Genomic DNA, 26,922 nt, shown 5'->3' with positions numbered 1-26,922 from the left:
CACCCCCGGGGGATGTTGCGAATGGGAGAGGTTTTCGGTGAAATGAGAGGGTAAAAAAGAAGGATCGGTTTTTATGGAGATCTCACGATTGAACGTTAGACGAAACTGTACGAAACTTGGTACTTAAGTTACAGAAGTTCCTTGATCTTTGCGATGTATTTGCGGCCGACAGGGAGTTGTGTTTCCTCTTCGTCCTTTAAGTAGACGGAATAATTTCCCATATTATCGCTCTGAAGGTGCGACAGTTTTTCCAGGTTGATGATGTATTGTTTATAGATTCTTAAAAAGCGAGTCGGCGGAAGTTTGGTTTCAAGATTTTTCAAGGATTTATAGGTAACGTATTCTCTCGCGTCCGTATGAACGAGACTGAAGTTGTCGCGAGAAGAGATGTAATTGATCTCTTTGTACGGAATCAGAAAGTGATTCTCCTTTTCGAGTATGAAAAGTCCGTGTTCGTTGAATACGTTTTTGGGAGCGGGTTCCACCTTTTGATCGAGAAATTGAACGGCGCGGTCAACGGCTTTGTAAAAGCGATCCTTCGAAAAAGGTTTTAGCAGATAATCGATCGCCCCCAACTCGAACGCTTCGATCGCTTTGTCCTTCAACGCGGTGATGAAGATGATATACGGAGGAACCTCCAACCGTTCCAAAATTTCCAAACCGGAAAGCAAGGGAAGGTTGATGTCGAAGAAGGCGAGATCGATCGGTTCGGCTAATAGAAATTCGAGAGCTTCCTCTCCGTCTTTTGCAACCTTACAGAGCTTGAGTTCGGGACGAGACAAACAAAAGTTAACGAGGAGTTCCCGAGTGGGAGCCTCGTCTTCCACGATCATCGTTTTCCATTCTCTTCCCGTAGTCATTTTCCGATTGAATCCGAAAGTTTTTCGTTGTTCGGTTTATCAAAAGTCACGGTCACTACCGTGCCGCCTTCGGGGTGATTCTCGATTTTTACTTCGGATTCGTAAAGATAAAATTTAAGTCGATCCGAGATGTTTGTTAAGGTTCTTGAATGGATCATATCCGATTTGAACCCGACCCCGTCGTCTCGAATTAAGATATGGGTTTTTGTCCCTTCGATATAAGCCTGAACGGAAATTATCCCTTTTCCTTTTTTGTTTCGCAGTCCGTGAAGATAGGAATTCTCGACGATCGGCTGCAACGTCAAAGGCGGAAGCTGGCATTTGCTGAAGTTCCCGATCTTCTCGACCTTTACGTCGATAAAATCGGAAAAACGCAGCTTGAGAAGTTGAAGATAATTCTCCATAAACTCCCACTCCACGTCGAACGGAACGAGTTGTTTGACCGCTTGATCGGTAAGAAATCGATAATTATCCGCAAGCATCAGAATCGCGGAATCCGCAAGTTCGGGATTGGTCTGCAGATACGAATGAATGATGCTGAGCGTATTGAACAAGAAGTGCGGACTCATTCTATCCTGAAGCGTCTTCAGATTATTCTCCGCGTGTCTCGCCTTCTCTTCCGTTTCCTTTCGTTCGGTGATGTCGTTTCGGATCGCGAGATATTGATACGGTTTCCCGTTTTCGTCCAAGATCGGGGAGATCGTCGTATCCACCCAATAAAATCTTCCGTCCTTAGCCTTGTTTTTGATTTCTCCCTTCCAGATCTTTCCTTTGGAAATCGTCTTCCAAAGATCCTTGAAGAATTCCTTCGAATGATAACCGGAGTTGATGATGCGATGATTTTGTCCGAGAAGTTCGTCCCGCGAATAACCGCTGATATTGCAGAAGTTTTGATTCACGTAGATGATCGTTCCCGCCCGATCGGTGAACGCAACGATGGAAACCGCGTTCAACGCGGTTTGAAAATCGGACAATTCTTTTAAAGAACCCTTTAACTCGCGTTCGATCTCTTTCGTGTGAGTGATGTCCACACCGACGAACCATTTTTCCCAACCGGGTAAAGGAAACTCGGAGGAAAGATTGGATAAGAAGATCGTCTTCGTTTTTCCGTCCTTGGCGATGAGTTCGAGTTCCCAGTTCTTAAAGTCGGAATCGAAAATTTTCGAATCCATCTTCATCAAAGATCCGGAATTGGATTCCGGTAAAAGTTTTTCCTGAAGGAATTCCTCTTTTCCAAGAACTTCTTTTTCGGAATAACCCATCACCCGTTCGCATTCGTGATTCCAAGATACGAGACGAAATCCGCTGTCCACCGCCATAAAGAGAATCGGCATGTTCTCGAGAACCTTCCGCATTCTTCCTTCGCTTTCCTGCAGAGATCTGCGAAGACGTTTTTCCGAAATCAGACCGCCCCAATGACGCGTAACGCAGTTCAACTCGGCCGCGAATTTGGCCCCGGGCTCCGAACTGTTTTCCAAAAATAGAAGAAATACCCCGACGACTTCGTTCCCGTCAATAATCGAAAAATCGAGCACGGATCCGATTTGAGTCGAAAGCGATTCAGGAATCGAAAGCGGCCGCGTAAATGAAACGTCCCAAACGATTCGCGTGCCCTCGGTATTTCGGAAGAAGCGTTCGTATAGCGGACCGTTGGGTGCAATCTTAGCGGACGCATCGGAACGATCCTTTTGAATAGAGGCAAATCGATCCGGAAGAAATACCGCTTCCAGCAAAAAGGAATTCGCATATTCGTCGAAAAGCCAGGCTTGGCCGTACAGACAATTGGCAACCTGGGACAATCGTTCTAAAATTTTCGACAAAGCCTCTTCCAAGTCCACGGCCTTGCCGTATAAACCTGACAACATTTCCAGGCAATCGACGACATTTCGTAACCGATTCAGTTCTTTTTGTGTTTCTTCCATTCCGAAAATCCTGTAAATTTGCAGGTCTCGCCTTATTCCGGCCGTTCACCCAAGCCAATCTTGACCAAACAAAACAAGGATGATAAAAATTCGTTTCAAACAAAAGGAGAATTTTATGAACAGTCTCGCAAAAACTCACGACCACTTTTTGAGTCTGAATAACCTGGACCACTTCTTCCACAACTGGAACGAGTTCCTGCAAAAAGATTGGGTGCGTCATATACCTGCGGTGAACGTAGTCAAAACGAAAGAAGGGTACGAATTGGAATGTGCCGCTCCCGGTTTGGATAAGAAGGATTTCAAGATCGATCTCGAAGGGGATTTGCTGACGATCAGTGCAACGAAAAAAACGGAATCCAAAGAGGAAGACAAACACTACAGCAAACGGGAATACAATTATTCATCCTTTAGCCGTTCGTTCAACCTCCCCGATACGGCGGACCGGGAAAAAATCACTGCGAAATACGAGAATGGGATTCTAAAACTCGCGATTCCGCAAAGAGCGGACGGGAAAAAAGTGGAACAAAAGATCAACGTTCAATAACGAAAGAATGCCGGACGAAGTTCCGCCGAATCGGTGAACGGTCGGTTCGGACGTTTTTTTTTACTGAGGTTGATCCAAATTCTTTTTTGCGTTTAAAAGTTCGTTCTTGCTTTCACGCAGAGAATGAAGCCGTTCTTCGATCACTTTAAGGGAAGAAGCAGGATAATTTCTTCCCGCGTCCTTAAAGAACTGCACGCTGTATTCCAGAATCTCGGTCATGTCGTCCGAACGTTTGATCTTAGAATCCAGATAAAACGTCATTTCCGGCTTAGCGACTTCTCTTCCTTCGAGAAGAGCCGCGCGCACTTCATCCATTCTTTCTTCGTCTTTTTTTTTCTTCTCTTCCTGTTCCTTGGTCAACTCCCTCGGAATGAGGCTGTTATTCGGAAAACGGTCGGCCAAAGGTTTTACTTTTTGAATGACTTCCTTTCGGATTCGTTCCTTTTCTTCGGGGGAAAGATTGGAATAACCGCCGGCGGCTTCCGCAGAGGACGTATCACCGGTCGAAACGACGCTTGTATCCGACTCGCTCGCACTGGAGAAGTCCAAAAAATTTCCAGATTCAAAGAGAGAACCTTCTTCCCGGCTGACCGTGTCTCGGCTGAGTCCATTCGCCAAACGATCATTACTCGAAGAACTTCCGCCGCCGAACGGACCGTCTCCTTCGAAAAAAGCGAGATACGCGAAAATACATAAAAGAATTAAAATACTAGAATATAAGATTTTTTTGTTCATCACGATTCCTGTTTCTGCAAAGGAAGGAAGATGCGGAAATTACTTCCGCCGTTGACGCGGGATTCCAAAGTGATCTCCCCGTCCATCTTATGAAGAATACTTCTGGAAATCGGAAGACCGAGTCCGGTTCCTCCGATCCGTTTGTTTCGATCGTTCGGAATTCTGAAAAAACGTTCGAACACCTTTTCGACGTATTGGCGATCGATTCCCACTCCCGTATCCTTGATGTTAATTTCGAGTTTGCCGGTCCCCGATTCGATCATTCGGATTTCGATCTTTCCCCGTTCGGTGTATTTGATCGCATTGACGAAAAGATTCGTGATCACCTGCGAGAATTCGAAACGGATTCCGCGTACTTTCAACTTCTTGATCAGAGAGAGTTCGACTCCGAGCCCTTTTTCCTTTGCCGATGGCCCGTTCGAATAGACGACTTCCTCGATGACGAGAGCGGGATCGAAATTCTCGATCAAACCGGAGTTGTCTTCCGTCCGAACTTCTTCGAACTTCAGCAGGTTTTCGATCAGGTGATTCAGACGTTTGATGTTCTTTTCGATCACATCCAACATTCCGACTTGTTCTTTGGAAATGGAAGAATTCAACTCCGCTCGGAGAAGTTCGAAGTAACCTTGGATGTTCGTCATCGGAGAACGAAGTTCGTGACTTATATTGGATATGAATTCGTGTTTTGCCTGTTCGGTTTCCTTCTTTTCCGAATCGTAAAGGATATGAACCTGATAAATTTTCCGCGCGCGTTCGAACAACGCGGTAATGCTCAAGGATACTCCCATTTCCGATTTGTCCCGAAGCCTCATCTTCGCTTGATCGACACGCAACATCGTTTCGGCGGACTTTGTGGGAGAGGACCAATCCCCCATTTCGTTCAAACCGGGAAACAGATCCTCGAGTCTGAGATTGGTGATGTTGTCCTTGCTATAACCGGTCAAACTTCTAAAATTATAGTTCCCGGCGATCAACGCTCCCGAAACCGAATCCAAAAGAATGACCGGAATCGGAGAAAATTCGAAAAGGTAATTGAATCGATCGTCCGAGAATTGAAGTTCGATGCTTCGTTTGTCCATCTCCAAACCCTGCATCATAAGAACATTATCGATTGCTGATGTACGGATTTCCTGACTACGAATCTCCTGAAAAAGAAAATCGAGAATCGAATTGACTCCGGAACGGATCGCGGAAGCGGTTCCTTTCAAAGGAAGTATCGGAAGACGAACTCCTTTCTTGGAATTGTAGATGTTCAACACGAGATTCTGAAGATCGGAAACCAAATCCCCCAGTTCTCGTCGATCACCCGCTTGTTGTAAAAGTTTGTTCGACTCGTCCTTGCGGTTGAACTGTTCTTCCATCAACGCCGTCTTTTTCGTTTTAAACGCGGATGGATACGAAGGAATCGGATCTTTTGCCGCAAAGTCTAGGGCTTCCAAAAGAACCGGAGGAGGATCGATGAGATGTCCCATCGATCTCCAATAAATTTTTCCGAGATATTCCAACTCCTCCGACGCGGCGACCGGAGAAAGAATTTCCTTTAGATCTTGAGAAGGTTGTTTGTAAAAGTAATGCAGTTGTTCGGCTTCGATCTTGAACTCGGGAATACTTTCCTGAATCACGTGTTCGGTGGAAACGCTCGTGTTCTCGATCAGGGATTGGATCGCTCGAGTCAAAGCGGTTTGCACTTTTTGAATGCGATCGGGATACGTTCTCGCAAATCTTCCGTTAAACGCGAGCATGTTGACCGGCAATCGATACGGAGGAAGATCCCTTCCGTCCGAAATGCGGAACCCGTTGTTTAAAAAATGGGATTCCTGAACGGAACCGACGAGGCCGAGCGTTCCCGTTTGAGCGAACTCGTTCTCCAAAAGATACGACCGGGAATAAACGAAGGAAGCGGAGATTTTTTTACGAAGACGACTCGAACTTAAAAATTCCTGCGCGAGCAATTTATCAAGAGAAGTGCTTTGCAGAACCGGGATTAAATACGGAGTTCCTTCCAAGATGGAATCCGCGGTCGAGTTGTATCTCGAGTAAAAGGAATGGATCATTCTCGAAAGAATCATTCCTCGATAAATCGATTTGTTCGGCGCCGCCTTTTTGAAATGCAGATCCAACCAAGTCGTAAACGGAATTTCACCGGCCTCCACCTTTCCCGAACTCAAAAAAGCGAGAACCGCATCGTAGTTTTCGAGCACCCGGATCTGAACCGGAACTCCTTCTTTTTCAAAAAAGCCCCGCGACTTCGCGTATACGATCGGGAACGCCGTGATTCTGGATGTGATTGCAATTTCGATCACAAAAGGCAGTATTTCGCACGCGGCAGATTTATCAAGAATCCCTTGAAATTTCCTCAAAAAGAAAAAAAAGTTCATTCTTTCGGGAGAATTCTCCGAGAGACATAATATGAGGATCGAAGAATTGCCTACTGTGCAAACGATTTTGAACCGAATTCGTGAAATCGAAAGTCTTCCGAATCAATTTGTCCGGGAAACGCCGACGCCGGAGCGAGTTTCCGCCTCGCAGCAGGACTTTGATTCCATTCTGAAGGCGGCTCAGGAAAAAACCGCGGAACCGAATCTGCAAACAGAACCTGGGAGAAGAGATTCCAGAGGCGATCTCAAAGGCATTGAACCTACTCTCGCGGAGATCATCCGCAAAGAATCGGAAAAGAATCATCTCGATCCTTCTTTGGTTCAAAGCGTGATCAAAGCGGAATCCGGATTTAAGGCGAATGCGGTTTCTCCCAAAGGAGCGATCGGATTGATGCAGCTCATGCCTTCCACCGCGAACCTTCTCGGAGTGGATGATCCTTCCGACCCGGCGGAGAATGTCGCGGGCGGTACGAAATTCTTAAGCGATCTTTTGAGCAAATACAAGAATCTGGATCACGCGCTCGCGGCCTACAACGCGGGACCGGGAGCCGTGGATAAGTACGGAGGAATTCCTCCGTATAAGGAAACGCAGAAATACGTGGAGAAGGTTAAACGGTATTACAAAGATTTTTCGGAATAATCTCGTAGGAGTTTCGAAATCGTTTCGTTTAGGATCGGAACTTTTTCGTAATTTCCGAAATCGTATGAGTTCCCACATTTTTAGTCGCATTCGGTCGGATCCGCGGCTCGGTGCCGCGATCCGCCGCGATTTCCTGAAGGAGTTCCCACAAATCAGTAATACTTTTGGATCTCCGTTTGCAGACAACCCGTAAGAGATTTGCAACTCGCGGTTTCGATCCCGTTTAAACAAACCTGCATCTTATCGAAGTGTTTTCTGCATCCACGCAAACAGGAATTTTCGATCTTCCCCATCTGCTCGGAAACGACAGCTCCCGGAAACAACTCCGCCACACAACCGGTCAACTTCGTGCAATACGCGAGACAAATCTCCTTAGATTCGGAAGAATAGAATTCTTCTTTTTGAACCGCCCTTCCGTATTTCACCAAAACGACCGCGAACATAAGAACTAACAAAGCGTAGACGGGGGCGTATCGGACGATATGCCGAAGAGTCGCGTTTATGGACCCGTTTTTCGGGCTTTCGGAAAAGTTCATCGGCCATTCTCCGCGGCTTGCTGCAAGGAAGAATCGTGACTGTAAAAACGGATCTTATCGTACAGATCCTGGTGGATAAGAACTTCCTTTAATCCTAAGTCGCGTTTCCAGATCGACCAAGTTTGTGCGAGAGCGTATCCTTTCGGCAAGGAAGATTCCACTCGATACAATACTACGTCTCGTTTTCCGTCCATACAATTCATCTGCGCTCCGGGAAGCGAATGTTCCACCGAGGTTCCGGGTAACGCGTTTTTGAACGTAAGAGAAACCCAAGGATTTTCCGATACGACGCAGAGATTCTTGCTTTCCTGGATTCTTCCCGTTAACGGAACGTCGGGAAGATTCACCGAAGGAATCAACAAAAGCTGCAAGTAAAACATGAATCCGGTTCCGAGCAGAAGAGTCAAAGACGTCTTATAAAGGATGGTCTTTTTATGGGGAATGATCCAGAACGCGCCCACGATATTCCCGAAGCCGACCCAAAGAAGATCGACCCAAGCCTCTTGTCCCGAACGAAAATCCAATAGAATCTTTCCGAGACCGAGAACGATCGAAACGAAAATCAAAAATCGGAAGTTGCGTGAAAGAGGACCGGACAAGGAAACTTCCTGATCCTTTCTCGAAAAATACAAACCCACTCCGATAAACGCAAGAGGTATGAGCGGTAGAATATAATAATAATCCTTTCGATTGGGAAGTTCGTGTATGATCGAAATCGCAACGCTTGAAAAAATAAGGACCCTGCCTATCATCCCTCCGAAACTTTTCGAAGACTTTACGATCGTCTTCGACATCGTTTCCAAAAGAAACGGCGAAAATGGAAGACAGTACAGGATCCATCCCAAAAGGATAATGAACTCATTCTGATTGGTAGTAGCAGACGAGAATTTACCGAGGTTCTCGGTGAAGAAGAATACTTTTAAGAAAGCGCTTCCCGCAGGCGAAAGAGAAGTAAGAATTCCTCCCCAAGCCGCGAGAACTCCGAGCGCGAGGGCGTGAAACAGAACCTGATCCAGAATCATTCGGATCAAACGTTTTTTACCGGACCATTCTCCGTTTGCCTGAAATTGAAAGGCGTGAAGGAAGGCCCAACCTGCAAGTAAGGTTCCCGAGTATACTTGGAACAAGGGTCCCTTGACGAGACAGGCAAAGCCCGAAACGAGCGCCGCCGCAATGAGAAAGGAACGGTTTCTTTTTTTAAAATAAACTAACAGTAGATAGGTGGAGGCCGCCAATAAAAACGTCATCAAAGCTTCCATCATCACCAATCTAGAAAACTTAAAAACTCCGAGGGTCAGAAGATAACTCGAAGCGATGATCGCCGAATAAATCGGAGCCGCCTTGAACAACCGTAACGCGAAGTAGATCAAAATTCCCGTTCCCGCAAAAAGAAACAAAGAAGGAAGTCTTTCGGAGGTTAAACTCGTTCCGAAAATCAAGTCGGAAGCGATCCCGGTCCAAAAAAGAACGGGAGGCTTGTATAGATTCATAAAACCTTCGAACCTCGGAAAAAGAATTTCTCCGGTTTGAATGCTTTCCCGAATCGTCGCGATATGCATTTCCTCGTCGCCTTGAGGCAACACGGCTCTCGAACCTATGTTGGGAAAAAGGAAAAGCACCGAAATGACGAAAAGAACGGCCGCCATGAGCAGATCTCTCCGACTGGAGGAAATTTTTCGAAGGGAATCTTTCGACGAAACATCCGAAACGAGGGGATACTCTATTTTTTTAGAAGAGTTGCCTAACATTTTGCACCTTCTTTTTATGTAATTACTTACTTACTTATTGCAATCGTTTCGTCTAATCTAAAAAATGACAATCTAGAATAAAATCGTGAACGGAAAAAAGTATCGGTCGGGTCATATTGAAAAAAATAGGCTTAAGGTCGGTTATAGGAGTACAAGACTCCTCGAATTTCCACGTTATCGCATGCTTTGCATTTCTGCTTTTTGAAGGGAGCGGGGCTTTACCGAAATAGTGAGTGACACTGGGCCAGTCTTAACTTTTATAGGGATCAAAATGAAGTCGGTTAGATCGAAGGCAAACAACTCGGAAATTCAACAAATGAAGGATGAGGCTGCCTGTGAAACGATGATTCGCAAAAGAGATCGTTCCGCCACGGAAACGGCGATTCTTTTAGCTGCGATTCAAGTCTTTGCGAAGAAAGGATACGATGCCGCTAATACGAAAGATATAGCCAAGCTTGCTAATGCGAACGAAGCTCTGATCTTCCGATACTTCGGAAACAAAAAAGGTCTTCTCGAAGCCATTCTCACCCGATCCGAAGACATCAAACAAGAAGAGACCCCTACCCGCGCGAACAAAACGCCGGAAAGTTATCAAGACTTGGAAGCGAGCCTTCAGTATTCCATGTCCGGCAAATGCAGAGACTTTCGAGACGCGGAAGATTTTATGAAAGTTGCGGTAAGTCAGATCATACTGGACCCGGAAGTCAGCCAGATCATTCAAAAGAAAATTTATACGAGAGCCCTTCCCGAGTTTATGGCCGAGTTGGAAAAATTCAAGAAGGCCGGAAAAATCGATCCGAAAGCGGATCTCAAATCCATCGCGTATGCGATTTCTTCTCTTACCTTTGCGTTAGGCTTTATGGGTCAATGCGTTTATAAAATCCCTCCCGCGGAAATCCAAGCCACCATCAAAGAAGTCGCGAGGATCTTCCGTAAAGGTTTAGAACCGGAAGCGGAAAAGAAAAAATCCAAATAAAAAAGAATACGTTTGTCGGAGCTCCTACAAGTTCTTCCCTGAAACAAAGCGCGCCCCACCCTAATTTTGGGCGGCGGTGGAGAGGAGGCGGGAGTGATTCGGGCCAATTTTCCTCTATCAGAAAATTCTAATTTTGTAAAGTAAAATCCCCAACTCACAACTTTGTAGGAACTCCCACAAAATCTCGAATCAACACTCCCCCACGCCAGCGATTGGAGCGACGCACTCGCGGCCGCTTGCGGCCGAAGCGATGCATTATCGAACGACCCATAGGGAGTGAGATTGAGTTAGCTCGCGGAAAGCGCGTCGTTCCGAACATCGGAACGGGCGCCCCGCCAAGTTTTTAAATTAACCTTTTTTCTTTTGCTCTTCGCTGATCAGATTCAGAGCGCTCCCCGCTTTGAACCAAGCGATCTGCTGCGCGTTGAACGTATGATTCACCTTAATCTCTTGCGAAGAACCGTCTTTGTGGTGTAACACGAGAGTCAAAGGAACTCCTTCCTGAAACGAAGTCAGACCGAGAATGTCGATTGAATCCTCTTCTTGAATCTTATCGTAGTCGGCTTTGTCCGCGAACGTAAGCGCAAGCATTCCCTGTTTTTTCAGGTTGGTTTCGTGAATTCTCGCGAAAGACTTTACGAGAACCGCTCTCGCACCGAGATGTCTCGGTTCCATCGCGGCGTGTTCTCGGGAAGAACCTTCTCCGTAGTTTTCGTCTCCGACGATAACGGAACCGATTCCTTTCGCTTTATACGCTCTTGCGGTTTGAGGCACCGGCTCGTAACCGCCGGAAAGCTGATTCTTCACTTCGTTGGTCTTATCGTTGAACGCATTGACAGCGCCGATCAACAAGTTGTTGGAGATATTGTCCAAGTGACCTCTGTATTTCAACCAAGGACCCGCCATGGAAATATGATCCGTAGTACACTTTCCTTTTGCTTTGATCAGAAGTTTCAGACCTTTGAGATCGCTTCCTTCCCAAGGAGTAAACGGAGAAAGAAGTTGGAGACGATCCGACTTTGGATCGACCGCGACGTTGACCTTGGAACCGTCCGCGGCGGGAGCGATAAAACCCGCGTCTTTTACGTCGAAACCGTTCGGAGGAAAATCCAAACCGGTAGGCGGATCGAGTTTCACTTCCTTTCCGTCCTTGGTTTTGAGCGCATCCGTAAGAGGATTGAAGTCCAATTTTCCGGCGATCGCAAACGCGGTCACGATTTCGGGTGACGCGACGAATGCGTGCGTTCCCGCAAGACCGTCGTTCCGTTTCGCAAAGTTTCTGTTAAACGAAGTGATGATGGAATTCTTTCTTTCCGGATCTTTCGTCTGACGGCTCCACTGACCGATGCAAGGACCGCATGCGTTTGCAAGAACCACACCGCCGATATCGGAGAATGTTTTGATAAGTCCGTCTCTTTCGATCGTATAACGGATCATTTCGGAACCCGGAGTTACTGTATATTCCGCTTTTACTTCGAGATTCTTTTCCGCAGCTTGTTTCGCAACGGAAGCCGCGCGAGTGATGTCTTCGTAAGAAGAGTTCGTGCACGAACCGATCAAACCGACTTCCAAGTTGGTAGGCCAGTTGTTCTTTTGAACCGCTTCTTTGAACTTGGAAAGAGGGGTCGCAAGATCCGGAGTAAACGGCCCGTTGATATACGGTTCGAGTTCCGACAAGTTGATCTCGATGACTTGGTCGAAGTATTTCGCGGGATCGGCATAAACTTCTTTGTCTCCGTTTAAATGCTCCGCGATTTTGTCCGCGAGTTCCGCGACGTCTTTGCGGTTCGTTTTTAAGAGATATTCCTTCATGTTCTGATCGTAACCGAACACCGAGGTGGTCGCGCCGATTTCCGCGCCCATATTGCAGATCGTTCCTTTTCCCGTGCAGGAAAGACTGTCCGCGCCTTCGCCGAAGTATTCCACGATTGCACCGGTTCCACCTTTTACGGTAAGAATTCCGGCAACTTTTAAGATGATGTCTTTTGCGGAAGCCCAGCCGGAAAGTTTACCGGTGAGTTTCACGCCGATGAGTTTCGGGAACTTCAATTCCCAAGCCATGCCCGCCATCACGTCCACGGCGTCCGCGCCGCCGACTCCGATCGCGATCATACCCAAGCCCCCCGCGTTTACGGTGTGAGAATCGGTACCAATCATCATTCCGCCGGGGAACGCATAATTCTCGAGAACTACTTGGTGAATGATTCCGGCGCCCGGTTTCCAAAAACCGATTCCGTATTTGTTCGAAACGGAAGAAAGAAAATCGTAGACTTCTTTGTTTACATCGTTTGCGGTTTTTAAATCTTCCGCTGCGCCGTCCTTTGCTTGGATCAGGTGATCGCAGTGAACGGTAGAAGGAACCGCGACCTTGTCTCTTCCAGCAGACATGAATTGCAAAAGAGCCATCTGAGCCGTAGCATCCTGCATCGCGACTCTGTCCGGAGCGAAATCCACGTAAGACTTTCCTTTTTCGTAAGCAGTCTTTGGTTCGCCTTCCCAGAGGTGGGAATAAAGAATTTTTTCGGTAAGAGTAAGAGGTCTTCCAACAACGTTTCTCGCTTTTGTAACGAGATCCCCAATCTTAGCGTATCGGGCGCGAATCATTTCTATATCGAATGCCATTGTTTTCTCCGTAGGTTATGCACCTGCCCCAAGAATGCCCTGAGTTCATCGAGGAGGACAAGAACCTTAGACAAGCCCGGTATGCGTATTGGAGTCGGCAAACTTTCCGAGCCTCAGAAAGGTTGGTGGTTGGGACAAGTTATAAAATCATGCTGTTGTAAGCATTTTGTTTGTATAGGATTTTTCAAACGGTCGATTGAAAAATAACTTTTTCGGAATTCGTGGAAATCAAGAACGCTTCCTGGAATTCAATTTCTTATCTTATCTTTTATCTCACTCCCTACGGGTCGTTCGATAGGTCGTTCGATAAGTTTTCGAGAGTCGCGTAGTGAACTCAGCAGAACGCTCCCTACGGGTCGCGTAGTGAACTCAGCAGAACGCTTCCTACGGGTCGCGTTCTAACTCAGCGGATTCTCAGTTCCACTCTGCGATTCATCTCCTTCCCTTCTTCCTTGGAGTTGTCTCCGATCGGAACGCTCGCACCTTTCGGAACGATTTCAAAACGATCCTGCGAAATTCCGTTCCCGACGAGATAATCCCGAACCATCTCCGCGCGAAGCTGGGAAACTTTTAGATTCGCGGCTTCGGAACCTTCCAGAGAAGTATGACCGATGATTTTTACGCGAAGGGAAGAATCCTCCCGCATCCAACGGGAAAGTTGGTTGAGATTCGGTCTCGATTCTTTGTGAACTTGAATGCTGTTCTTTTCAAAGCGGATCGTCTTTTCTTCGAGTTGGCGGAATTTCGGATTGGAAGACAATTCTTCCGAGTCATTCTTGCGCCACCAAGAAAAAGAAGATTTCGGTTCGACCTTCGGTTCTTGTTTTTCCTCTTTCGTTTTGAGAATCGCGACCGGACCCTGTAGGGTTTCTTTTTTAGTACCTTCCGAAAAGGCATCCTTCAACGAAGGAGCAGTCTTTTCTTTTGCGGAAGAAGTCAAAGCGGATTCCTCCGTCGCTTTTGACGCGCTCGCCGTAACGGAAGATTTCGTTTTCGACTTTGCCAATTCTTCCGAACGATCCTTGTTTTCGTTCGAGAACAGGGTCCAAAAGAAATAGATCAATCCCACGAGAATCAAAAGTCCCGCCAAGAAAATCAGGATCGGAACGGTCTTGTCCTTTTTCAGATGCGGTTTTGCGGACGGGGTAGGAATGTAATTCGTATAATCTTTTGCGGGAGTTTCGTAAGCGCCGCTCCCTTTGTCGTCGGACCAACTGGACGGGAAATTCGCGTCCGGCGCCTCGTTCTCGTCGACTAGGATCGATTCCGAAGAAGGAGTTCCTTTCTTTTTGGCTTCTTGCACTTTTTTAGCGGCCCATTTGCGGATTTCAGTGCGGAACCATTCGTCCGACTTTTCCGTAAATTTATAATTCTCACGGATGTATTCGATCGTGTGTTTTTCGATGTCCGTATAACTGTTGTTATCTTTGACGGCCTTCAAGAGTTGTTTCGCGTCGTTAACCGAAATTCTACCGTCCCGTTTGCCGGAAGTGAATTCCTCGGCGAGTTTGATCAACTCCCGATCGTATTTTCTACCTTTGATGGTAACGTAGTAGTTCTCTTTTTTCGCCATGATCCCCGCCGCACCAAGGTTTAAGGAAGAATTCATTCCCTGCAACCAAAGTTTTTACTCTCTTTTATAAGATCGACCTTTCGACTCGATTTGTTGAGCCGCGTTTTGCGTTCAGAATCTACCGAAGTACGGACTGATTTCCCGAAGCGATCCGCCGCCCAAAATGGCGAGAAGAAGCCGGTCCAAACCGATGGAAATTCCGCACGATTCTGGAATCCCTTCTTGGAGCGCGCGCTCCAAACCGGAATCGATCGGGAAAACTTCCTTTCCGAGATTGTTCCGAAGAATCTGCTCGGAACGAAACCGGGAAATCTGTTCCACGGGATCGGTCAATTCCTGAAACGCGTTTCCCAATTCCAGATTTCCGTAATAGAGTTCGAAACGTTTCCCGAAACCGGATTCGATTTTGGAAAGCGCGGCCAACTCCGGCGGATAATCGTATAAAAACGTAAACCCTTTCGGAAGATGCGCCTCCACTAAATTTAAGAATACAATAAAAAAGGAATCTTCGGTTGCTCTTTTTTCCGCGGGAATCTCGCTGAGTTTGTTAAGCGAAATCGTTCGGTCCAATTCTTCCTTGGAAATTCCGCAGTTCGCGAATTCGCGGAAAGCGTCCGCGACGGAAATTCTACGCACCGACTTCTTCTCAAAACCGAAAGGATGAAAGTCCCGATCCAGAACCTCCAGAAGTTCGACGCAAAAATCCATCAGACCTTCGAGCCGCATTCCGGCGGTATAAAATTCGAGCATCAAAAACTCGGCGCTGTGATACGGACTTCCTTCTTCGCCGGAACGGAATGTGTGCGTGATCTCGTAGATTCTTTCCAAACCCTTGGAGAGAATTTCCTTCAGAGAATATTCGGGAGACGTAATGAGAAATCCCCTCTCCTTTCCCGAAGGAGATTGAACTTGAAACGGATCCAAATACGGTTCCATCGAAGGGACCGCCTTGAGACAAGGCGTATCCATTTCCAGATAATTTCGTTCTTCGAAAAAGCGGCGCAACACGGATAAAAACTTGGCGCGTTTGACGAGAATTTCCCGGCTCAATTCGTTCATCTTTGAATTCGTTTTCCTCTTGATTCCATTTTAAAAAGAGGGAGCATAGGATCTCGTTTGATTTTTCCCGCCGATCGAAAATTCTTCGGCGAACAAAACGCATGGACCCGATTCAAAGACACGAACATTTCGAAATCCGCAAGAACCGCCAATCGACGGAAGTGATCCCTCTTTTCGCTTCGTTCGACGATTCTTCGTTCGACGAATTGAAGTCCGTTCTCGCGCTCGTGTTCTATCAGTCCAGTCTTCACGTAAAACTCGATCTGAGCGGCGTCAAGGTGTTGCCTCTTCCGGTCGCAATGAAGATTCTTTCTTTCGCATTCGATCTTCGTTTGAAAAACAGAACCCTTGTCATATCCGGTGCGAGCCCTTCCTTTAAAAAACTGATTCAATTCTATCGATTCGACAAGGCCGTCTTAGTCTTCTGACCTTCTTCTTTTTTCGTCCCGCTTCCAAGGTTGAAACACGAGTTTGATCCCCAAGTTTCCCAAAAGCAAAAGAAGCTTCGGAGAAATTTCCGTTTCCTTGAGAGAGTAATCCGAGAACTCCACCGAAACGTACATGCAAAGATGATGTTTCGTCGCGAACTCCTTCACCTTATGACGGGAAGGAAGCACCTTCTCCAGAATTTGAAGGATATGATCTTCGAGCGGGGCCTGTGCGTCCAACGTGGAATGGAGCTGCCAGTGACCGAAACCGAGAGGTTTTCCTTCTTTGTCCGTTGCAATTCTGGGAGTACTAAAATCGGGTTTGAGGTCTAACTCACGCGTGACGGATTCCGAGTTGAGTCCGTCTTCGTTGACGGAGAGGATCGCCCATGTGAGCGGGTTGGACAAAGGATGGCTCATGATATTTTACACACTTTCAAACTTTACGTATATTTGATTATAATTTTACACAATCCACAGTTTTATCACCGTTCGGCGGAGAAACTCGAAGGCTCGAAATTATGAAACGACCTAGAATCTGGTAAAAATGTGGCGAATAAAAAAAATTCCTTTATTAACATTTCATCGGTTTTATCTGTTGCAGATAAGGTAATTTTATCCTCTAATCTCTACCGGGGGCTTGGTAATGAAAACAATTTTAGTCATCGAAGACGATCCGGATATCGGAAATTTAATCCGTAAATCCTTGGATTCGGCGCACTACTCAACAACTCTACAAACAAGCGGAGAAGAAGGACTCAAATTTTATAAAGCAAATCACCCTGACATGGTTATCCTAGATCTCTCCCTTCCGGACATAGACGGAATCGAAGTTTGCAGAACGGTCAGACGCAACGACGAAAACACTCCGATTTTCATCGTTACGGCAAGAAACGAAGAAATCGACAGAATAATGGGACTGGAGTTGGGCGCGGATGATTACATCACGAAGCCTTTTTCCGTTCGAGAACTCAAGACGAGAGTGGACGTATTCTTCCGCAGATGGGACAAAAAAGCCGGAATCAAACCGAACGTCGGCGCAAGCGGAGAAATCATCCGCGGTTCTTTAAAAATCGATCCGGTTCGCAGAAGAGTCACTTTGAAGGACAATATCGTAAACATCTCTCGGAAAGAATTCGACATTCTTCAGTTGATGGCGGCTTCTCCCGGAAAAGTTTTTTCCAGAGAAATGATCCTCGAAGCGGTTTGGGGGATGGAATGGGACGGTTTTGAAAGAATGATCGACTCCCACGTAAAAAGAATCCGTTCCAAACTGGAAAAAAATTCCGCTCAACCGGAATGGATCGAAACGATCTGGGGAATCGGTTACCGATTCACGGACAACTACGATAACATCGTAATCCCGGACTAAGATCCGGAAGATTTCGAAGCAACCCCCGCTTTGAAACGCAAAAGCCCGGCTTAAACCCCGGGCTTTTTTATTTCTCGGGCGTTGCCGCGAAAGCGGCCGGGCTCTCGACAAACTGATTTAAGAATTAAAAATTTTTTCCGCTTCGTGAACGAAACGAAGATCGAGTTCGGTGACCGAATTTTTGGAATGAGTGAAGATCTCGACCGTAACCTTTCGATACGTCAGAAAAAGATCGGGATGGTGATCCATCCGCTCGGCGATATTCGCGAGTGCGTTTACGAACTCTACGCCGCCGACGTATTTGTTAAACGAATAGGTTTTGAAAAGGAAAGGAACGTTTTCCCGGAACCGCACTTCCCAACCTGAAGGAATTTTTTCTTTCAGGTCTTGCAGTTCGCGGTCGTTCATAAAAGATTAGAAAACCTTTTTGAGGGTTTGTTTGATTTTTTCCGCGTCGTCGACGGCTCCGTTGGAAAGTGATCCGGCCCTTGCCATCAAGTTGACCGCGCCGTCCATTCTTGCCTTGAGTTCTTCGATCTTTTGAAGTTGTTCGTTTAAGAACACGATCTTGGAATCCAATTCCATCTCCCTTCTTTCCAAAAGAAGTTTGAAGTTGTCGAGTTCCTGAATCTTCTTCCGAGTTTTTTTCGCCTCGGTATCCACGTCTTTTCTGTAATATTTCTCGAGTTCCTTCTCCGCCTGAAGATGACGGTCTCGTTCCGCCTTGAATTCTTTCTTCATTAACTTCAGAGCTTGGCGGTACGCCTTGTTAAAGATTCTTTGCTTTTGACGTCTTCTGAGACGAACCAGCTTGCCGATCCAATTCATTTGTTTATCCTAACACTGGGATGATTCTTAGCCTGCAAAAAATTTTCACATCGAAACGCGGAACCGACTTTTTGATCGTAGGCGATCCGAAAAGGTTCCGGGCGTTTGCGTCTTTTCTCGAACGGATTTTTCCACTCTTTTACTTAGACTTCAAAATTCGAGAGAAAAACCGCCCTGCGAAAGAACGAAAGTGGTTGATTCCACAGACGGAGAACTTACAAAAAGAATCGGGAGGAATCATCCATGACATCCAAGGCGGAAGATTTCAATGAAGAAGTGGAGTCCTTAAAGGACAAAGCGAAACGCATCACCGGCAAAGCCCGCGAAGAATATCTCGAACACGTTTCCGATCTTAAGGAAAAGATCAAACAGATCTCGGGCGACACTTCCGAAAGAGCGAAACAAATTATTGACGAAACCGGAACTTATATCAAGGAAAATCCGCAGAAGGCGGCTTTGATCGGACTCGGAGTGGGACTCGGAATCGGACTTCTCGTCGGAATGTTGATTCGCAGAAAATAATACGAACCGCCGGGAACCGATGGCTAAAAAAAGAAAATCAGATTCCAAATCGGAATCGTACGACTCCGATTATACGAAACGAGGAAACGATCTTAAATCGCATTTCCTCTCTTTGGTGGATTCCGTTCTGGAATACTTCCAAACCCTTCTCCTCTACGGAAAAAAATTCCTCATCAAGCGCTTTCAGGCGGGAATCCAAGCCTATATTTTTCTCAAGATCGGGCTTTTTTTTCTGGCATTCGGCTCCATCGGGTTGTTAGGCGGGGCGTTCGTTTTTATCCATAGAATCACGGGCGGCGATCTTCTCATCTCCAGCCTGGGCACGGGGGGAATCAGTTTTTTCCTTTCGATCGTCTTTTTGTGGTTAGCCGCCTCTTCTCTTCGGATCAAGGACCGGTCATGAAGGAATTTCCGGATCTCAATCCGTTTGAAGGAAGCGATCGTTTTCTTGGTAAGGATCCTTCCGAAATGAGCCTTGAGGAATTAAAACTCTATCTCCACATTCAAAAACTGAGAGTGCGTTTGGAATTCGAAAAATTCCAGTCTTCGATCAATTATACCGGTATGATCGTCGACGCTCTGGATAAGTTGGGCATGGGAGAATTCTTACAGTCCTTTCTGAAAGTGCCGGATCACGTGTATTCTCCGGACGAAGAGTAATTCGTTTTTTAAAACCTAGAAACGTGGGAACTCCCCCATTTCCGACTCAATACTTTCCTTGCTTCTTTGTTGATTGTTTGTTCGCAAGACGCATAACGCTTTCGAATTATAAAAACGAACAAAAAGGAATTCTATGAGCACCCCGATTTCTACAGCAAAAAAACTCGTTCTCGAGTATCCGTATCCGAAAGGTCTTTTGGAAAAGATTCCGGCGGAAGGAACCTATTACGACGGAACTTCTTCGGTTTATTTTCAGGAGGACGAGAAAGTCACGCCGACCATTCTTGCCAAGGCATTGCACTACTTCATCGATATCGACGAAAAGGAAACGCCGGAAAAAAAGATTCCGCTCGGCTCCTCGAAGTTGAAAGGGCTTCCCCATCTTCCCAACGCGAAATTTTGGCCGAAAGAAACGTATTTTTTCGCGCAGCTCAATATCGCCGAATTCAAAAAGTATGATATTGAAAATCTTTTTCCGGACGAAGGAATTCTCTACATCTTCGATACGATCGAAGGCGAGTTCATCTTAAAATTCTACGAAGGGCCGATCGAGGATTTAAAGGTCGTCGAGTACCCCGACGAGGATTCCCTTCCCGAACCGGAATATTATTTGGAAGAATACAGAGACGCGACCTACAGACTTTCCTTTTCACCGAAATATCTTTTCTATGTGGCGGGCGACGCGTACGATTACAGAACGATCGCAAAACTTCTCCCGAAAGCGTTGTACGACAAGCTGACCAAACTTCTCAAAGCGGAAGTCGCGACCTGGAATCCGAGTCTGAGAATTTTCGGAAGACCCTTGTTTTGGCAGGGCGAAGACGAACGTATGGACGATGAGGACGACGAAGAAGAGAACGGCAAATCCCGTCGTCGCAAGAAATCCTCATCCAAGATCGAAGAAAATTCGGAAATTCTAATATTTCATTCCGAAATCGGCGAAGGCCACTTTCACATTCGAATCGATCGCAAGGATTTAAAGAAGAAAAAATTCGAGAAGGCCTACTCGACTTATTCGGGAACGTAGAGTGAAAACTTTCAACGGAACGCCGACGTAACTCGGTCAAACGGCTCGATTCCGCTTAGGATTGAGTCGCCACCGACCTCGAGTCGAGTTCGCGAGTTTTATTTGGAAGCGGTTTCCACTTCGGTTGTCGGATAGGTTTTCACCTCGCGGATCTGGATCGTTTCCACACGATCCTCTCCGGCGATGATGTCGGATAGAATCACAACTTGATCGCCGTCCTCGATTCTTCCCGCTTTCTTTAGAGTTTCGATCGCAAGTCGAATCGTCTTTTCGGGATCTCTGGAAAAATCGATCCGATACGGAATCACCCCTCGTGTCAGCCAGAGTTTCCGGCGAACCGTGGTCATGTTCGTAAAAGCGTAGATAAGCGGATAATGAGGATGAAATCCCGCCACGTTGAGCGCGGTCGTTCCTCTTCTCGTGATCACGATGATCGCGGGACACTTTAGAGAATCCGCAAGTTCCGATGCGGATCTCGCCATCTGTTCCTTTTTGTCCTGAGGAATTTTATCTTTTACGTAATCCACGCCGCCCGTCTTCTCGACGCGCTGTGCGATCTTGTCCATCATTTCCACACAACGGACCGGAAATTTTCCGGCGGCGGTTTCGCCCGACAACATGATCGCGTCGGCTTCTTCGTAGATCGCGTTTGCGACGTCCGTTACTTCGGCTCTTGTGGGAGAAGGATTGCTGATCATCGATTCCAAAAGGTGGGTCGCGACGATGACTCGTTTTCCTTTGAGAGCGCATTCTTTGATGATCGCCCTTTGCAAAATCGGAAGTTCTTCGATCGGAACTTCGACGCCGAGATCTCCGCGTGCGACCATGACTCCGTCCGAGGCCGCTACGATCTCTTTCATGTTGCGAACCGCTTCCTGATCTTCGATCTTTGCGATGATCTGCGCGTGACCTTCGTTTTCTTCGATGATTTGTTTCAGCTGATTGATGTCTTCCACCGAACGAACGAAGGAAAGCGCGATAAAGTCCACGTCTTCTTCCAATCCGAAAAGAATGTCCTTATGATCCTTTGCCGTGATCGAAGGAAGATTGACGCGGATTCCCGGAAGATTGATGTGCTTTCTCGAACCGAGTCTTCCTCCGTCCAACACCTTACACTTGAGAGCGGAATCGTTGATCTCTTCGACGACGAGATTGATCAAACCGTTGTCGACCGTGACCGGATCTCCGACTTTGAGATCTTTGACGATGTCCTTGTAATTTACGAAAACGGATTGTTCCTCGGATTCTTCTCCGGGAATGATATGAAAGGTGAACGTTTCTCCCACTTTCAAATCGAGGTGATCGACCTGAAGATCCCCCGTTCTGATTTCGGGGCCTTGCGTATCGAGCAGAATCGCGATCGGATTTTTGAGAACGTCTTTGTTGAGAGCCTTAATATTGCGAATGATGCTTCTGTGAAAGTCGTGATTTCCGTGGGACATGTTCAGACGAGCCACGTTCATCCCCGCTTCGGCGAGCGCCTGAATCATTTTTTTGTCGGCGGTGGCGGGTCCGATGGTGCAGATAATTTTCGTTTTTCTAAAAACAGAGGATTCGCTCTTCATGTAGTACCTTTATTCGGGAGCGCGGGGCGTAGGACAATCTGGAATCAGATTTTCGGCAGGGTTTTCTTCAGAAAATCGTCGAGAGAGATACAGAAGTCGAACAAATCCTGATCGGGCATGCTCGCGTCCTTCTGTTCGTTGATGATCGCGGAAGATTTTTCCATCAGATCCCTTCCGTTCTTTTTGAGGTAACGCTTCGTCACGAGAATCGGAAACGTATATCGTTCTTCCTGATTGCGGACCATAAAGGAGAAGATTTCGTTCTTACCGAACTTCTTGAGAAAGTTGATCAAACCTTCCTCGTCGATTTCTCCGTCCATTTCATACAGAAGAATATTGCGATCGGGATATTGACGGCTAGACCAATAATCGTCCAGAATATCCAGAACCCGTTCGAGAAGTTTCGCGTTCTGAGGATCGACTTCTTTCGGTGCGGAAGACGCGGGAACTTTGTCGTCCTTCGCGTGAGCCGCGGCCTGTTTGCGCGCCTGCTTCTCCGCTTGTTCTTTGGCGTCTTTTTCCTTAACCCGTTTTTCCGCGAGTTTGGAAGCGTCTTCCTGAATCTTTTTGGTGCGGGCTTCGACGATTCGTTTGTTCAACTCGACCGCGTTATGCGCCCGGATCTGTTCCGCTTCGAACTTATGAACCGTCGCGTTGCCGAAAAGATTTCTCCAGAGTCTCGTAAAGAACGGAAGATACTTGAACAGACTCGAAAGTTCGAGCTTATCGAAAGAAGCCGCCACATCGCGGTTGTCGATAAAATCCTTCACCTTCATCCGATCGAGAATCCGAATCTCCGCGTCATTTCCGGTGGAAGCGAAGATTTTCCGCGCGGCTTCGATTGCGCCTGAAATCGAAAGTTTATGAAGAACATACGTATAAAGGGCGTTTTTGTCGGCGAACTCGGTATGAAGAATCTGTTCGTGATTGGCGACAAGCGTGCGGATATCCTCTTCGAGCTGTTGTCCGCGGAACCGGAGAAAATTCAGATCCACAAGACGGTTCGCGGATTTGATATAGTCGAGAATCTCGCCCAGCTTGACCTTCTTTTCTTCTTTTTCCTTTTTTTCCTTGTCTTCTTCCTCGAAATGGATCAGCGCGAGAAGTTCTTCCATCGCCGTTTTCTGATCTCCGTACGCCGGACTTAAGAAAGGCATGATGGAGTTGACGAGGGTTCTCGTGTTTTCCTTTTCCTCCGCGGTCAAAGCGCTTATCGCCCCGATCTTTTGGAGTTCGGGAACCAGACGATCCATTAGAAAACTCTTATACGCTTCGATTCTTCCGAGAATCTCGTCGTGAACGTTGTAGTAAAAAACGGACCTGTTCCCCGGATTGAGGGCGTGTTCGTTCCGAAAGAAGAACAACACCTTCTGTTCCACTAGTTTTTTGAGAACCGGTTTGAGATGAATGTTCACCGTAACCTGTTTTAGGCCCGGAGTAACGTCCAAAGGGTCGTTAAAAAGACTTCCGATTTCAGTGGAAGCATAGGTGTCCGTGAGTTTGTTTTCCAGGATCGCGGTATGAATTCGCTTAACAAATTCTTCCTTTCCGGGGAAAACCCGTTTTTCTTTCGCCCAACGCTGGATGGAAGCGAACGTGGTTTGATTAACGCCGTCCACGTAACGATGGCTCGTGGAAGCGTCGGTCGGCTGCGGTCTCGCAAAGACCGGGTTCATTCTGAGATACGAATCGATTCTTCCGTCGGCGCCGTCTCCGCTCGGATTGAAATCCACCATGCAGATTTTTTTTACGATCGGGGGATTGTATTTGGTGGAGAGTTCTTTGAGATAGGTTTGAATTCTTTCCTTCTCGATGTTTAATTCTCTGGCTAATTGATCGGCGTTGGGAAGAATTTTGTTCGCGACGAACTTATCCGTCCAATCGCCGACCACGAGAAGAAGTTTGTGAATTCCCTTGTATTGGAAATCGCCCCTGGACTCAAGAGACTGAGTCAACTGCAATGCAGTATTATAATCCGCTACTTTGAGTTCAGGAGACTGAGGTTCCAACATGGAATGACAGTATCATCCAAGGAAATTTTTTTTGTAAAGAAGTTCTGCATTTAATAACGCAGCGCCCGCCGCTCCTCGAATCGTGTTGTGACTCAAGACGACATATTTCCAATCGAACACAGGATCGGGTCTGAGACGACCGATTACCGTAGTCATGCCGTTTCCTGTATCGAGATCCAATCTCGGCTGCGGACGATCCGCTTCTTCACGATATAAAATCGGAGGATTCGGTGCTAACGGAAGCCCGAGCTTTTGCGGCTCTCCGGAAAATTCTTTCCAAGCGGTAAGAATTTCATCCTGCGTCGGTTTCTTTTTAAACTTCACCGACACACACACAGTATGTCCGTCAAAGACCGGAACGCGGTTGCAATGTGCGGAAATCGGAAAATCCGCGTGAACGATCTTGCCGTTCTCCACTTTGCCGAGGCATTTGAGAGGTTCGATCTCCGCTTTGTCTTCTTCCCCTCCGATATGAGGAACCACGTTTCCTAAAATGTCCATGGTCGGAACTCCGGGATAGCCGGCGCCGCTGATCGCCTGCATAGAAAAAAGCATAACGGATTCGATTCCGAAACGATCGTAAAGGGGCTTGAGAGAAATCGTAACGCCCATGATCGTACAGTTCGAATTGGTGATGATCTTTCCTTTGGTCTTTTGAGAAGTCAGAACTTCGAGATGAGACGCGTTGACTTCCGCGGAAAGAAGAGGAACCGTCGGGTCCATTCTATGATTTTTAGAATTGGATATGATATGAATTCCCTCGTTCGCGTAATTCGTTTCCACTTCGCCCGCGATACTCGCGTCCAAACCGGAAAACGCTAATGCGACACCCTTCGTCTTTTCGGGATCGGGGATCGTGATGACGATGTTTTTTGCATAAGCAGGAATATCGGAAGAAATCTTCCATCTCGTCTTCATAACTTCGCCGTACGTCTTGCCGGCGCTGTTTTCGGAAGCACAAAGATGTGTGACTTCAAAGTACGGATGATTCTCCAGCAATTGAATGAATCGCTGACCTACGGAACCGGTGGCGCCTAAAACGGCAACTTTGACCCTGCTCATAATTGAATAAAACGGAAAAGCCCGCCCTCACATTTCGATAGTATTAGCCGAATTCGGCTCGTTTATCATGGTTTTAAAGGATTCTTGCGTTGTCTTTCAGAAATTTTGACGAATTCTTCCGCATAAATCGAACTCATTTTCATCATACCCGGATATGTGAAATGATGATAATCGCTGAAATCCTGCATGAGCAAAGAATGGCGTAAATCGCTGAACGAAACCCCTTTTCCGGCGAGGGATTCCAAAAATGCAATATGTTCCCGATACCAGCTCGAATGCTCGTACCATCCGAGGCTGATCGGGTTTTCGGGATTGTTGACGATCCAGAGCGGAATCCGTTTTTCTTTCAAAAATCCTGCGAACTTTTCGAGGTAATGGAAATGAAGCACCGGAACGAAGTTTTCGTCGCGGATGCGGAGTTTCGCTTCCCGAAGGGCGATCAGATAACCGATCCCGGGCCTTTGAGAATAATCGTCGAGCAATCGGAAGTTAAAGTATTTAGAATATTCTAAATCACTCATACCGATATACCGAAGATCCTCCAGCCGCTCCTCCCTGGTATATTGCATTCCGTTTCGGGGGATATCCGTTCCGAAGGTTTGCTGCAGCCGAACACCGAGTCGATCGTAGTTCCAGTCCTTGTTTTCACCCGAGGCATAATACGGAATCCAAGTATGCGAAAGTTCAGCGTGAATCAGCGGATCGCGCGAAACGTCCTTCGTACCCGACGACACATCGTCGGTTCCCGCGGCCGAATTTACGCCGCCACTCGAGCCGGACACATCGCTCTCATAAAAAGCTTCGTCCAAAAGAATCCTTTTCCAGCCAGATTCCGCAAAAAAAAACGATTGAACTACATTCTCTTTTTGGAATGTGATTTTAAGCGGCCCGGAGGCGAGAATTTCCGGAACGATCTGGATTAAAAATCCGTTCTTTTTCATCGTTTCCGTCGGAACAAACGAAAATTTTTGTCCGGTCCAGCCGAGAGAAGTCACCCGTTCCGGGATTTGAACCCCGTTGTAGCCATGATAACTCGTATTTCTTCCGTAACGATGATCGTAGAGAGAACGAAGATTCTTCCAAAAAACGTCCTTATACCGATAAAAACCGAAAAGTCCCGACACGATATACTCGGAAGTTCTTGCAAAGCCGAGATCTGAAAAAAATTCAATCGCGGTTTCCAACGGAAAAATAAAACGGGACTGAGGCGCTTCGAAAAAATTCAGCGCGTCCAAAAGAAGAATCCTAGGATCCATGGTTTCATTTTTATTTGCGGGATTCATCGAGTATGCACGGTGCAATCTCCAATCGATGAAGTTGATCGGAAACACGACAAAGTCCGGCTCCAGTTCGACGATCTTTTTCCGGCAAAGCCACGCGTCGAGAGGAGTCATCCCCGCGTAAGAAAGAAACTCCACCTCGACTTCTTTTCCCGTCCTGGCAACGATCTCTTTGCGGAAAGATTCCCGATCGAAGGAATAATGTGCGATGCTCGAACCTACGATGAGAATCCTAGGATTCCGTTTTTGTTTTTCCCGAAGCGAAAAGTATTCGTACAAAAAATTATAGAAGTGATTGGAACTCCAAGGAGATTCGTTCGGAACCTTCCAGATCAAAACGCGAAAGAATAAAAAGTCGATGAGGAATAAAAAAAGAATCCCGCTCCCCAGAAGAATCCATTGTTTCCTGCTTCGTTGCGATCGTTCCGTTTTCGATTCCGCAGTTTCCCGTTGCTCCAAATAATCCCTCGTTTTCAAAACCCGACGTTGCAAATTCTTGCAACCGAGCGTCGTCTGTCCAGGAACTTCTTTTTTGACTTTACCCTCAATTCCATCCGGGAATCCTTTCGGGAA

General features: G+C 46.8%; 25 protein-coding genes. 9 read left to right on the top strand and 16 right to left on the bottom strand.

The genetic code is table 11. The annotated features are described in order from the left end of the window. Window positions 1-128: 128 nt before the first annotated feature. Both LFX17_RS18805 and LFX17_RS18800 read right to left on the bottom strand, forming a co-directional pair. A complete protein-coding gene (locus tag LFX17_RS18805; RefSeq protein WP_238731736.1) occupies window positions 129-860 on the bottom strand; it encodes a LytR/AlgR family response regulator transcription factor in 732 nt (243 codons plus the stop codon). Further along, a complete protein-coding gene (locus tag LFX17_RS18800; protein ID WP_238748225.1) occupies window positions 857-2,782 on the bottom strand; it encodes a PAS domain S-box protein in 1,926 nt (641 codons plus the stop codon). The genes LFX17_RS18805 and LFX17_RS18800 overlap by 4 nt, the downstream gene beginning before the upstream one ends. 115 nt (window positions 2,783-2,897) lie before the next feature. Between LFX17_RS18800 and LFX17_RS18795 the strand changes: the two genes are divergently transcribed. After that, window positions 2,898-3,326, top strand: coding sequence for an Hsp20/alpha crystallin family protein (locus LFX17_RS18795; protein ID WP_238748223.1), 429 nt, complete (start codon window positions 2,898-2,900; stop codon window positions 3,324-3,326). Window positions 3,327-3,386: 60 nt separating this feature from the next. Here the strand turns inward: LFX17_RS18795 and LFX17_RS18790 are convergent, their stop codons facing one another. Together LFX17_RS18790 and LFX17_RS18785 are read right to left on the bottom strand one after the other, a co-directional pair. Beyond that, window positions 3,387-4,061 carry an LIC_20245 family lipoprotein gene (locus LFX17_RS18790; RefSeq protein ID WP_238748221.1) on the bottom strand — a complete coding sequence of 225 codons (675 nt, stop codon included), beginning with the start codon at window positions 4,059-4,061 and terminating at the stop codon, window positions 3,387-3,389. Next, entirely contained in the window at window positions 4,061-6,373 is a 2,313-nt protein-coding gene (locus LFX17_RS18785) for an ATP-binding protein (RefSeq protein ID WP_238732067.1), read from the bottom strand. Before LFX17_RS18785 ends, LFX17_RS18790 begins: the two co-directional genes overlap by 1 nt. 97 nt (window positions 6,374-6,470) lie before the next feature. Here LFX17_RS18785 and LFX17_RS18780 point away from each other — a divergent pair, with 97 nt between their 5' ends. Then, entirely contained in the window at window positions 6,471-7,079 is a 609-nt protein-coding gene (locus tag LFX17_RS18780) for a lytic transglycosylase domain-containing protein (RefSeq protein ID WP_238748219.1), read from the top strand. A gap of 152 nt (window positions 7,080-7,231) precedes the next feature. On the opposite strand, the gene LFX17_RS18775 is transcribed toward LFX17_RS18780, so the two are convergent. Then, complete coding sequence (locus tag LFX17_RS18775) at window positions 7,232-7,615, bottom strand: Cys-rich protein (RefSeq protein ID WP_238731731.1); 384 nt, start codon at window positions 7,613-7,615, stop codon at window positions 7,232-7,234. Continuing rightward, window positions 7,612-9,261 (bottom strand): ArnT family glycosyltransferase, encoded by a 1,650-nt coding sequence (locus LFX17_RS18770; RefSeq protein WP_238748217.1) that lies wholly within the window; start codon window positions 9,259-9,261, stop codon window positions 7,612-7,614. Before LFX17_RS18770 ends, LFX17_RS18775 begins: the two co-directional genes overlap by 4 nt. A gap of 373 nt (window positions 9,262-9,634) precedes the next feature. On the opposite strand from LFX17_RS18770, the gene LFX17_RS18765 reads away from it, so the two are divergent. Further along, complete coding sequence (locus LFX17_RS18765) at window positions 9,635-10,339, top strand: TetR/AcrR family transcriptional regulator (protein ID WP_238731729.1); 705 nt, start codon at window positions 9,635-9,637, stop codon at window positions 10,337-10,339. 348 nt (window positions 10,340-10,687) lie between these two features. On the opposite strand, the gene LFX17_RS18760 is transcribed toward LFX17_RS18765, so the two are convergent. From LFX17_RS18760 to epmA, 3 genes are all read right to left on the bottom strand, one after another. Next, window positions 10,688-12,961: an aconitate hydratase gene (locus tag LFX17_RS18760; protein ID WP_238748202.1), complete on the bottom strand. Its 2,274-nt coding sequence runs from the start codon at window positions 12,959-12,961 to the stop codon at window positions 10,688-10,690. Between the two features lie 403 nt (window positions 12,962-13,364). Beyond that, on the bottom strand, window positions 13,365-14,579 hold the full coding sequence (locus tag LFX17_RS18755; RefSeq protein ID WP_238748193.1) for an OmpA family protein: 1,215 nt from the start codon (window positions 14,577-14,579) through the stop codon (window positions 13,365-13,367). Between the two features lie 66 nt (window positions 14,580-14,645). After that, window positions 14,646-15,593 carry an EF-P lysine aminoacylase EpmA gene (gene epmA / locus LFX17_RS18750; protein WP_238731726.1) on the bottom strand — a complete coding sequence of 316 codons (948 nt, stop codon included), beginning with the start codon at window positions 15,591-15,593 and terminating at the stop codon, window positions 14,646-14,648. Between the two features lie 101 nt (window positions 15,594-15,694). Between epmA and LFX17_RS18745 the strand changes: the two genes are divergently transcribed. Beyond that, window positions 15,695-16,021, top strand: coding sequence for an anti-sigma factor antagonist (locus LFX17_RS18745; RefSeq protein WP_118957238.1), 327 nt, complete (start codon window positions 15,695-15,697; stop codon window positions 16,019-16,021). On the opposite strand, the gene LFX17_RS18740 is transcribed toward LFX17_RS18745, so the two are convergent. Then, a complete protein-coding gene (locus tag LFX17_RS18740) occupies window positions 16,010-16,429 on the bottom strand; it encodes a DUF4279 domain-containing protein (RefSeq protein WP_174714596.1) in 420 nt (139 codons plus the stop codon). The two genes, LFX17_RS18745 and LFX17_RS18740, sit on opposite strands and share 12 nt — an antisense overlap. A gap of 238 nt (window positions 16,430-16,667) precedes the next feature. On the opposite strand from LFX17_RS18740, the gene LFX17_RS18735 reads away from it, so the two are divergent. After that, a complete protein-coding gene (locus tag LFX17_RS18735; protein ID WP_069609813.1) occupies window positions 16,668-17,393 on the top strand; it encodes a response regulator transcription factor in 726 nt (241 codons plus the stop codon). Between the two features lie 117 nt (window positions 17,394-17,510). On the opposite strand, the gene LFX17_RS18730 is transcribed toward LFX17_RS18735, so the two are convergent. Further along, complete coding sequence (locus tag LFX17_RS18730; protein WP_238748191.1) at window positions 17,511-17,801, bottom strand: 4a-hydroxytetrahydrobiopterin dehydratase; 291 nt, start codon at window positions 17,799-17,801, stop codon at window positions 17,511-17,513. 6 nt (window positions 17,802-17,807) lie between these two features. After that, window positions 17,808-18,221, bottom strand: a complete 414-nt coding sequence (locus LFX17_RS18725; protein WP_238731724.1) for a hypothetical protein — start codon at window positions 18,219-18,221, stop codon at window positions 17,808-17,810. A gap of 243 nt (window positions 18,222-18,464) precedes the next feature. On the opposite strand from LFX17_RS18725, the gene LFX17_RS18720 reads away from it, so the two are divergent. The 4 genes from LFX17_RS18720 (at window position 18,465) to LFX17_RS18705 (ending at window position 20,430) form a co-directional block, all read left to right on the top strand. Continuing rightward, a complete protein-coding gene (locus LFX17_RS18720) occupies window positions 18,465-18,743 on the top strand; it encodes a DUF883 family protein (RefSeq protein WP_118957005.1) in 279 nt (92 codons plus the stop codon). Between the two features lie 19 nt (window positions 18,744-18,762). Then, the gene (locus tag LFX17_RS18715; RefSeq protein ID WP_238731722.1) at window positions 18,763-19,146 is read left to right on the top strand and encodes an LBF_4227 family protein; all 384 of its coding nucleotides are present in this window, start codon (window positions 18,763-18,765) and stop codon (window positions 19,144-19,146) included. After that, window positions 19,143-19,403 carry a hypothetical protein gene (locus LFX17_RS18710; RefSeq protein ID WP_238731721.1) on the top strand — a complete coding sequence of 87 codons (261 nt, stop codon included), beginning with the start codon at window positions 19,143-19,145 and terminating at the stop codon, window positions 19,401-19,403. The genes LFX17_RS18715 and LFX17_RS18710 overlap by 4 nt, the downstream gene beginning before the upstream one ends. A 133-nt stretch (window positions 19,404-19,536) precedes the next feature. Continuing rightward, window positions 19,537-20,430 carry a DUF1963 domain-containing protein gene (locus tag LFX17_RS18705; protein ID WP_238731720.1) on the top strand — a complete coding sequence of 298 codons (894 nt, stop codon included), beginning with the start codon at window positions 19,537-19,539 and terminating at the stop codon, window positions 20,428-20,430. 98 nt (window positions 20,431-20,528) lie between these two features. Here LFX17_RS18705 and pyk read toward each other — a convergent pair whose 3' ends face one another. From pyk to LFX17_RS18685, 4 genes are all read right to left on the bottom strand, one after another. Next, window positions 20,529-21,995: a pyruvate kinase gene (gene pyk, locus LFX17_RS18700; protein WP_238748189.1), complete on the bottom strand. Its 1,467-nt coding sequence runs from the start codon at window positions 21,993-21,995 to the stop codon at window positions 20,529-20,531. Between the two features lie 44 nt (window positions 21,996-22,039). After that, on the bottom strand, window positions 22,040-24,007 hold the full coding sequence (locus LFX17_RS18695; protein ID WP_238731718.1) for a hypothetical protein: 1,968 nt from the start codon (window positions 24,005-24,007) through the stop codon (window positions 22,040-22,042). A 12-nt stretch (window positions 24,008-24,019) separates the two neighbouring features. Then, window positions 24,020-25,069, bottom strand: coding sequence for an aspartate-semialdehyde dehydrogenase (asd, locus tag LFX17_RS18690; protein ID WP_238731717.1), 1,050 nt, complete (start codon window positions 25,067-25,069; stop codon window positions 24,020-24,022). 65 nt (window positions 25,070-25,134) lie between these two features. Then, the gene (locus tag LFX17_RS18685) at window positions 25,135-26,745 is read right to left on the bottom strand and encodes a hypothetical protein (RefSeq protein WP_406600724.1); all 1,611 of its coding nucleotides are present in this window, start codon (window positions 26,743-26,745) and stop codon (window positions 25,135-25,137) included. Between the last annotated feature and the right edge of the window lie 177 nt (window positions 26,746-26,922).

The sequence above is a fragment of the Leptospira sanjuanensis genome, from assembly GCF_022267375.1.
Classification (GTDB): domain Bacteria; phylum Spirochaetota; class Leptospiria; order Leptospirales; family Leptospiraceae; genus Leptospira; species Leptospira sanjuanensis.
Note: the sequence above shows the minus strand (reverse complement) of the source record. Positions and strands in the feature narration are given on the sequence as shown.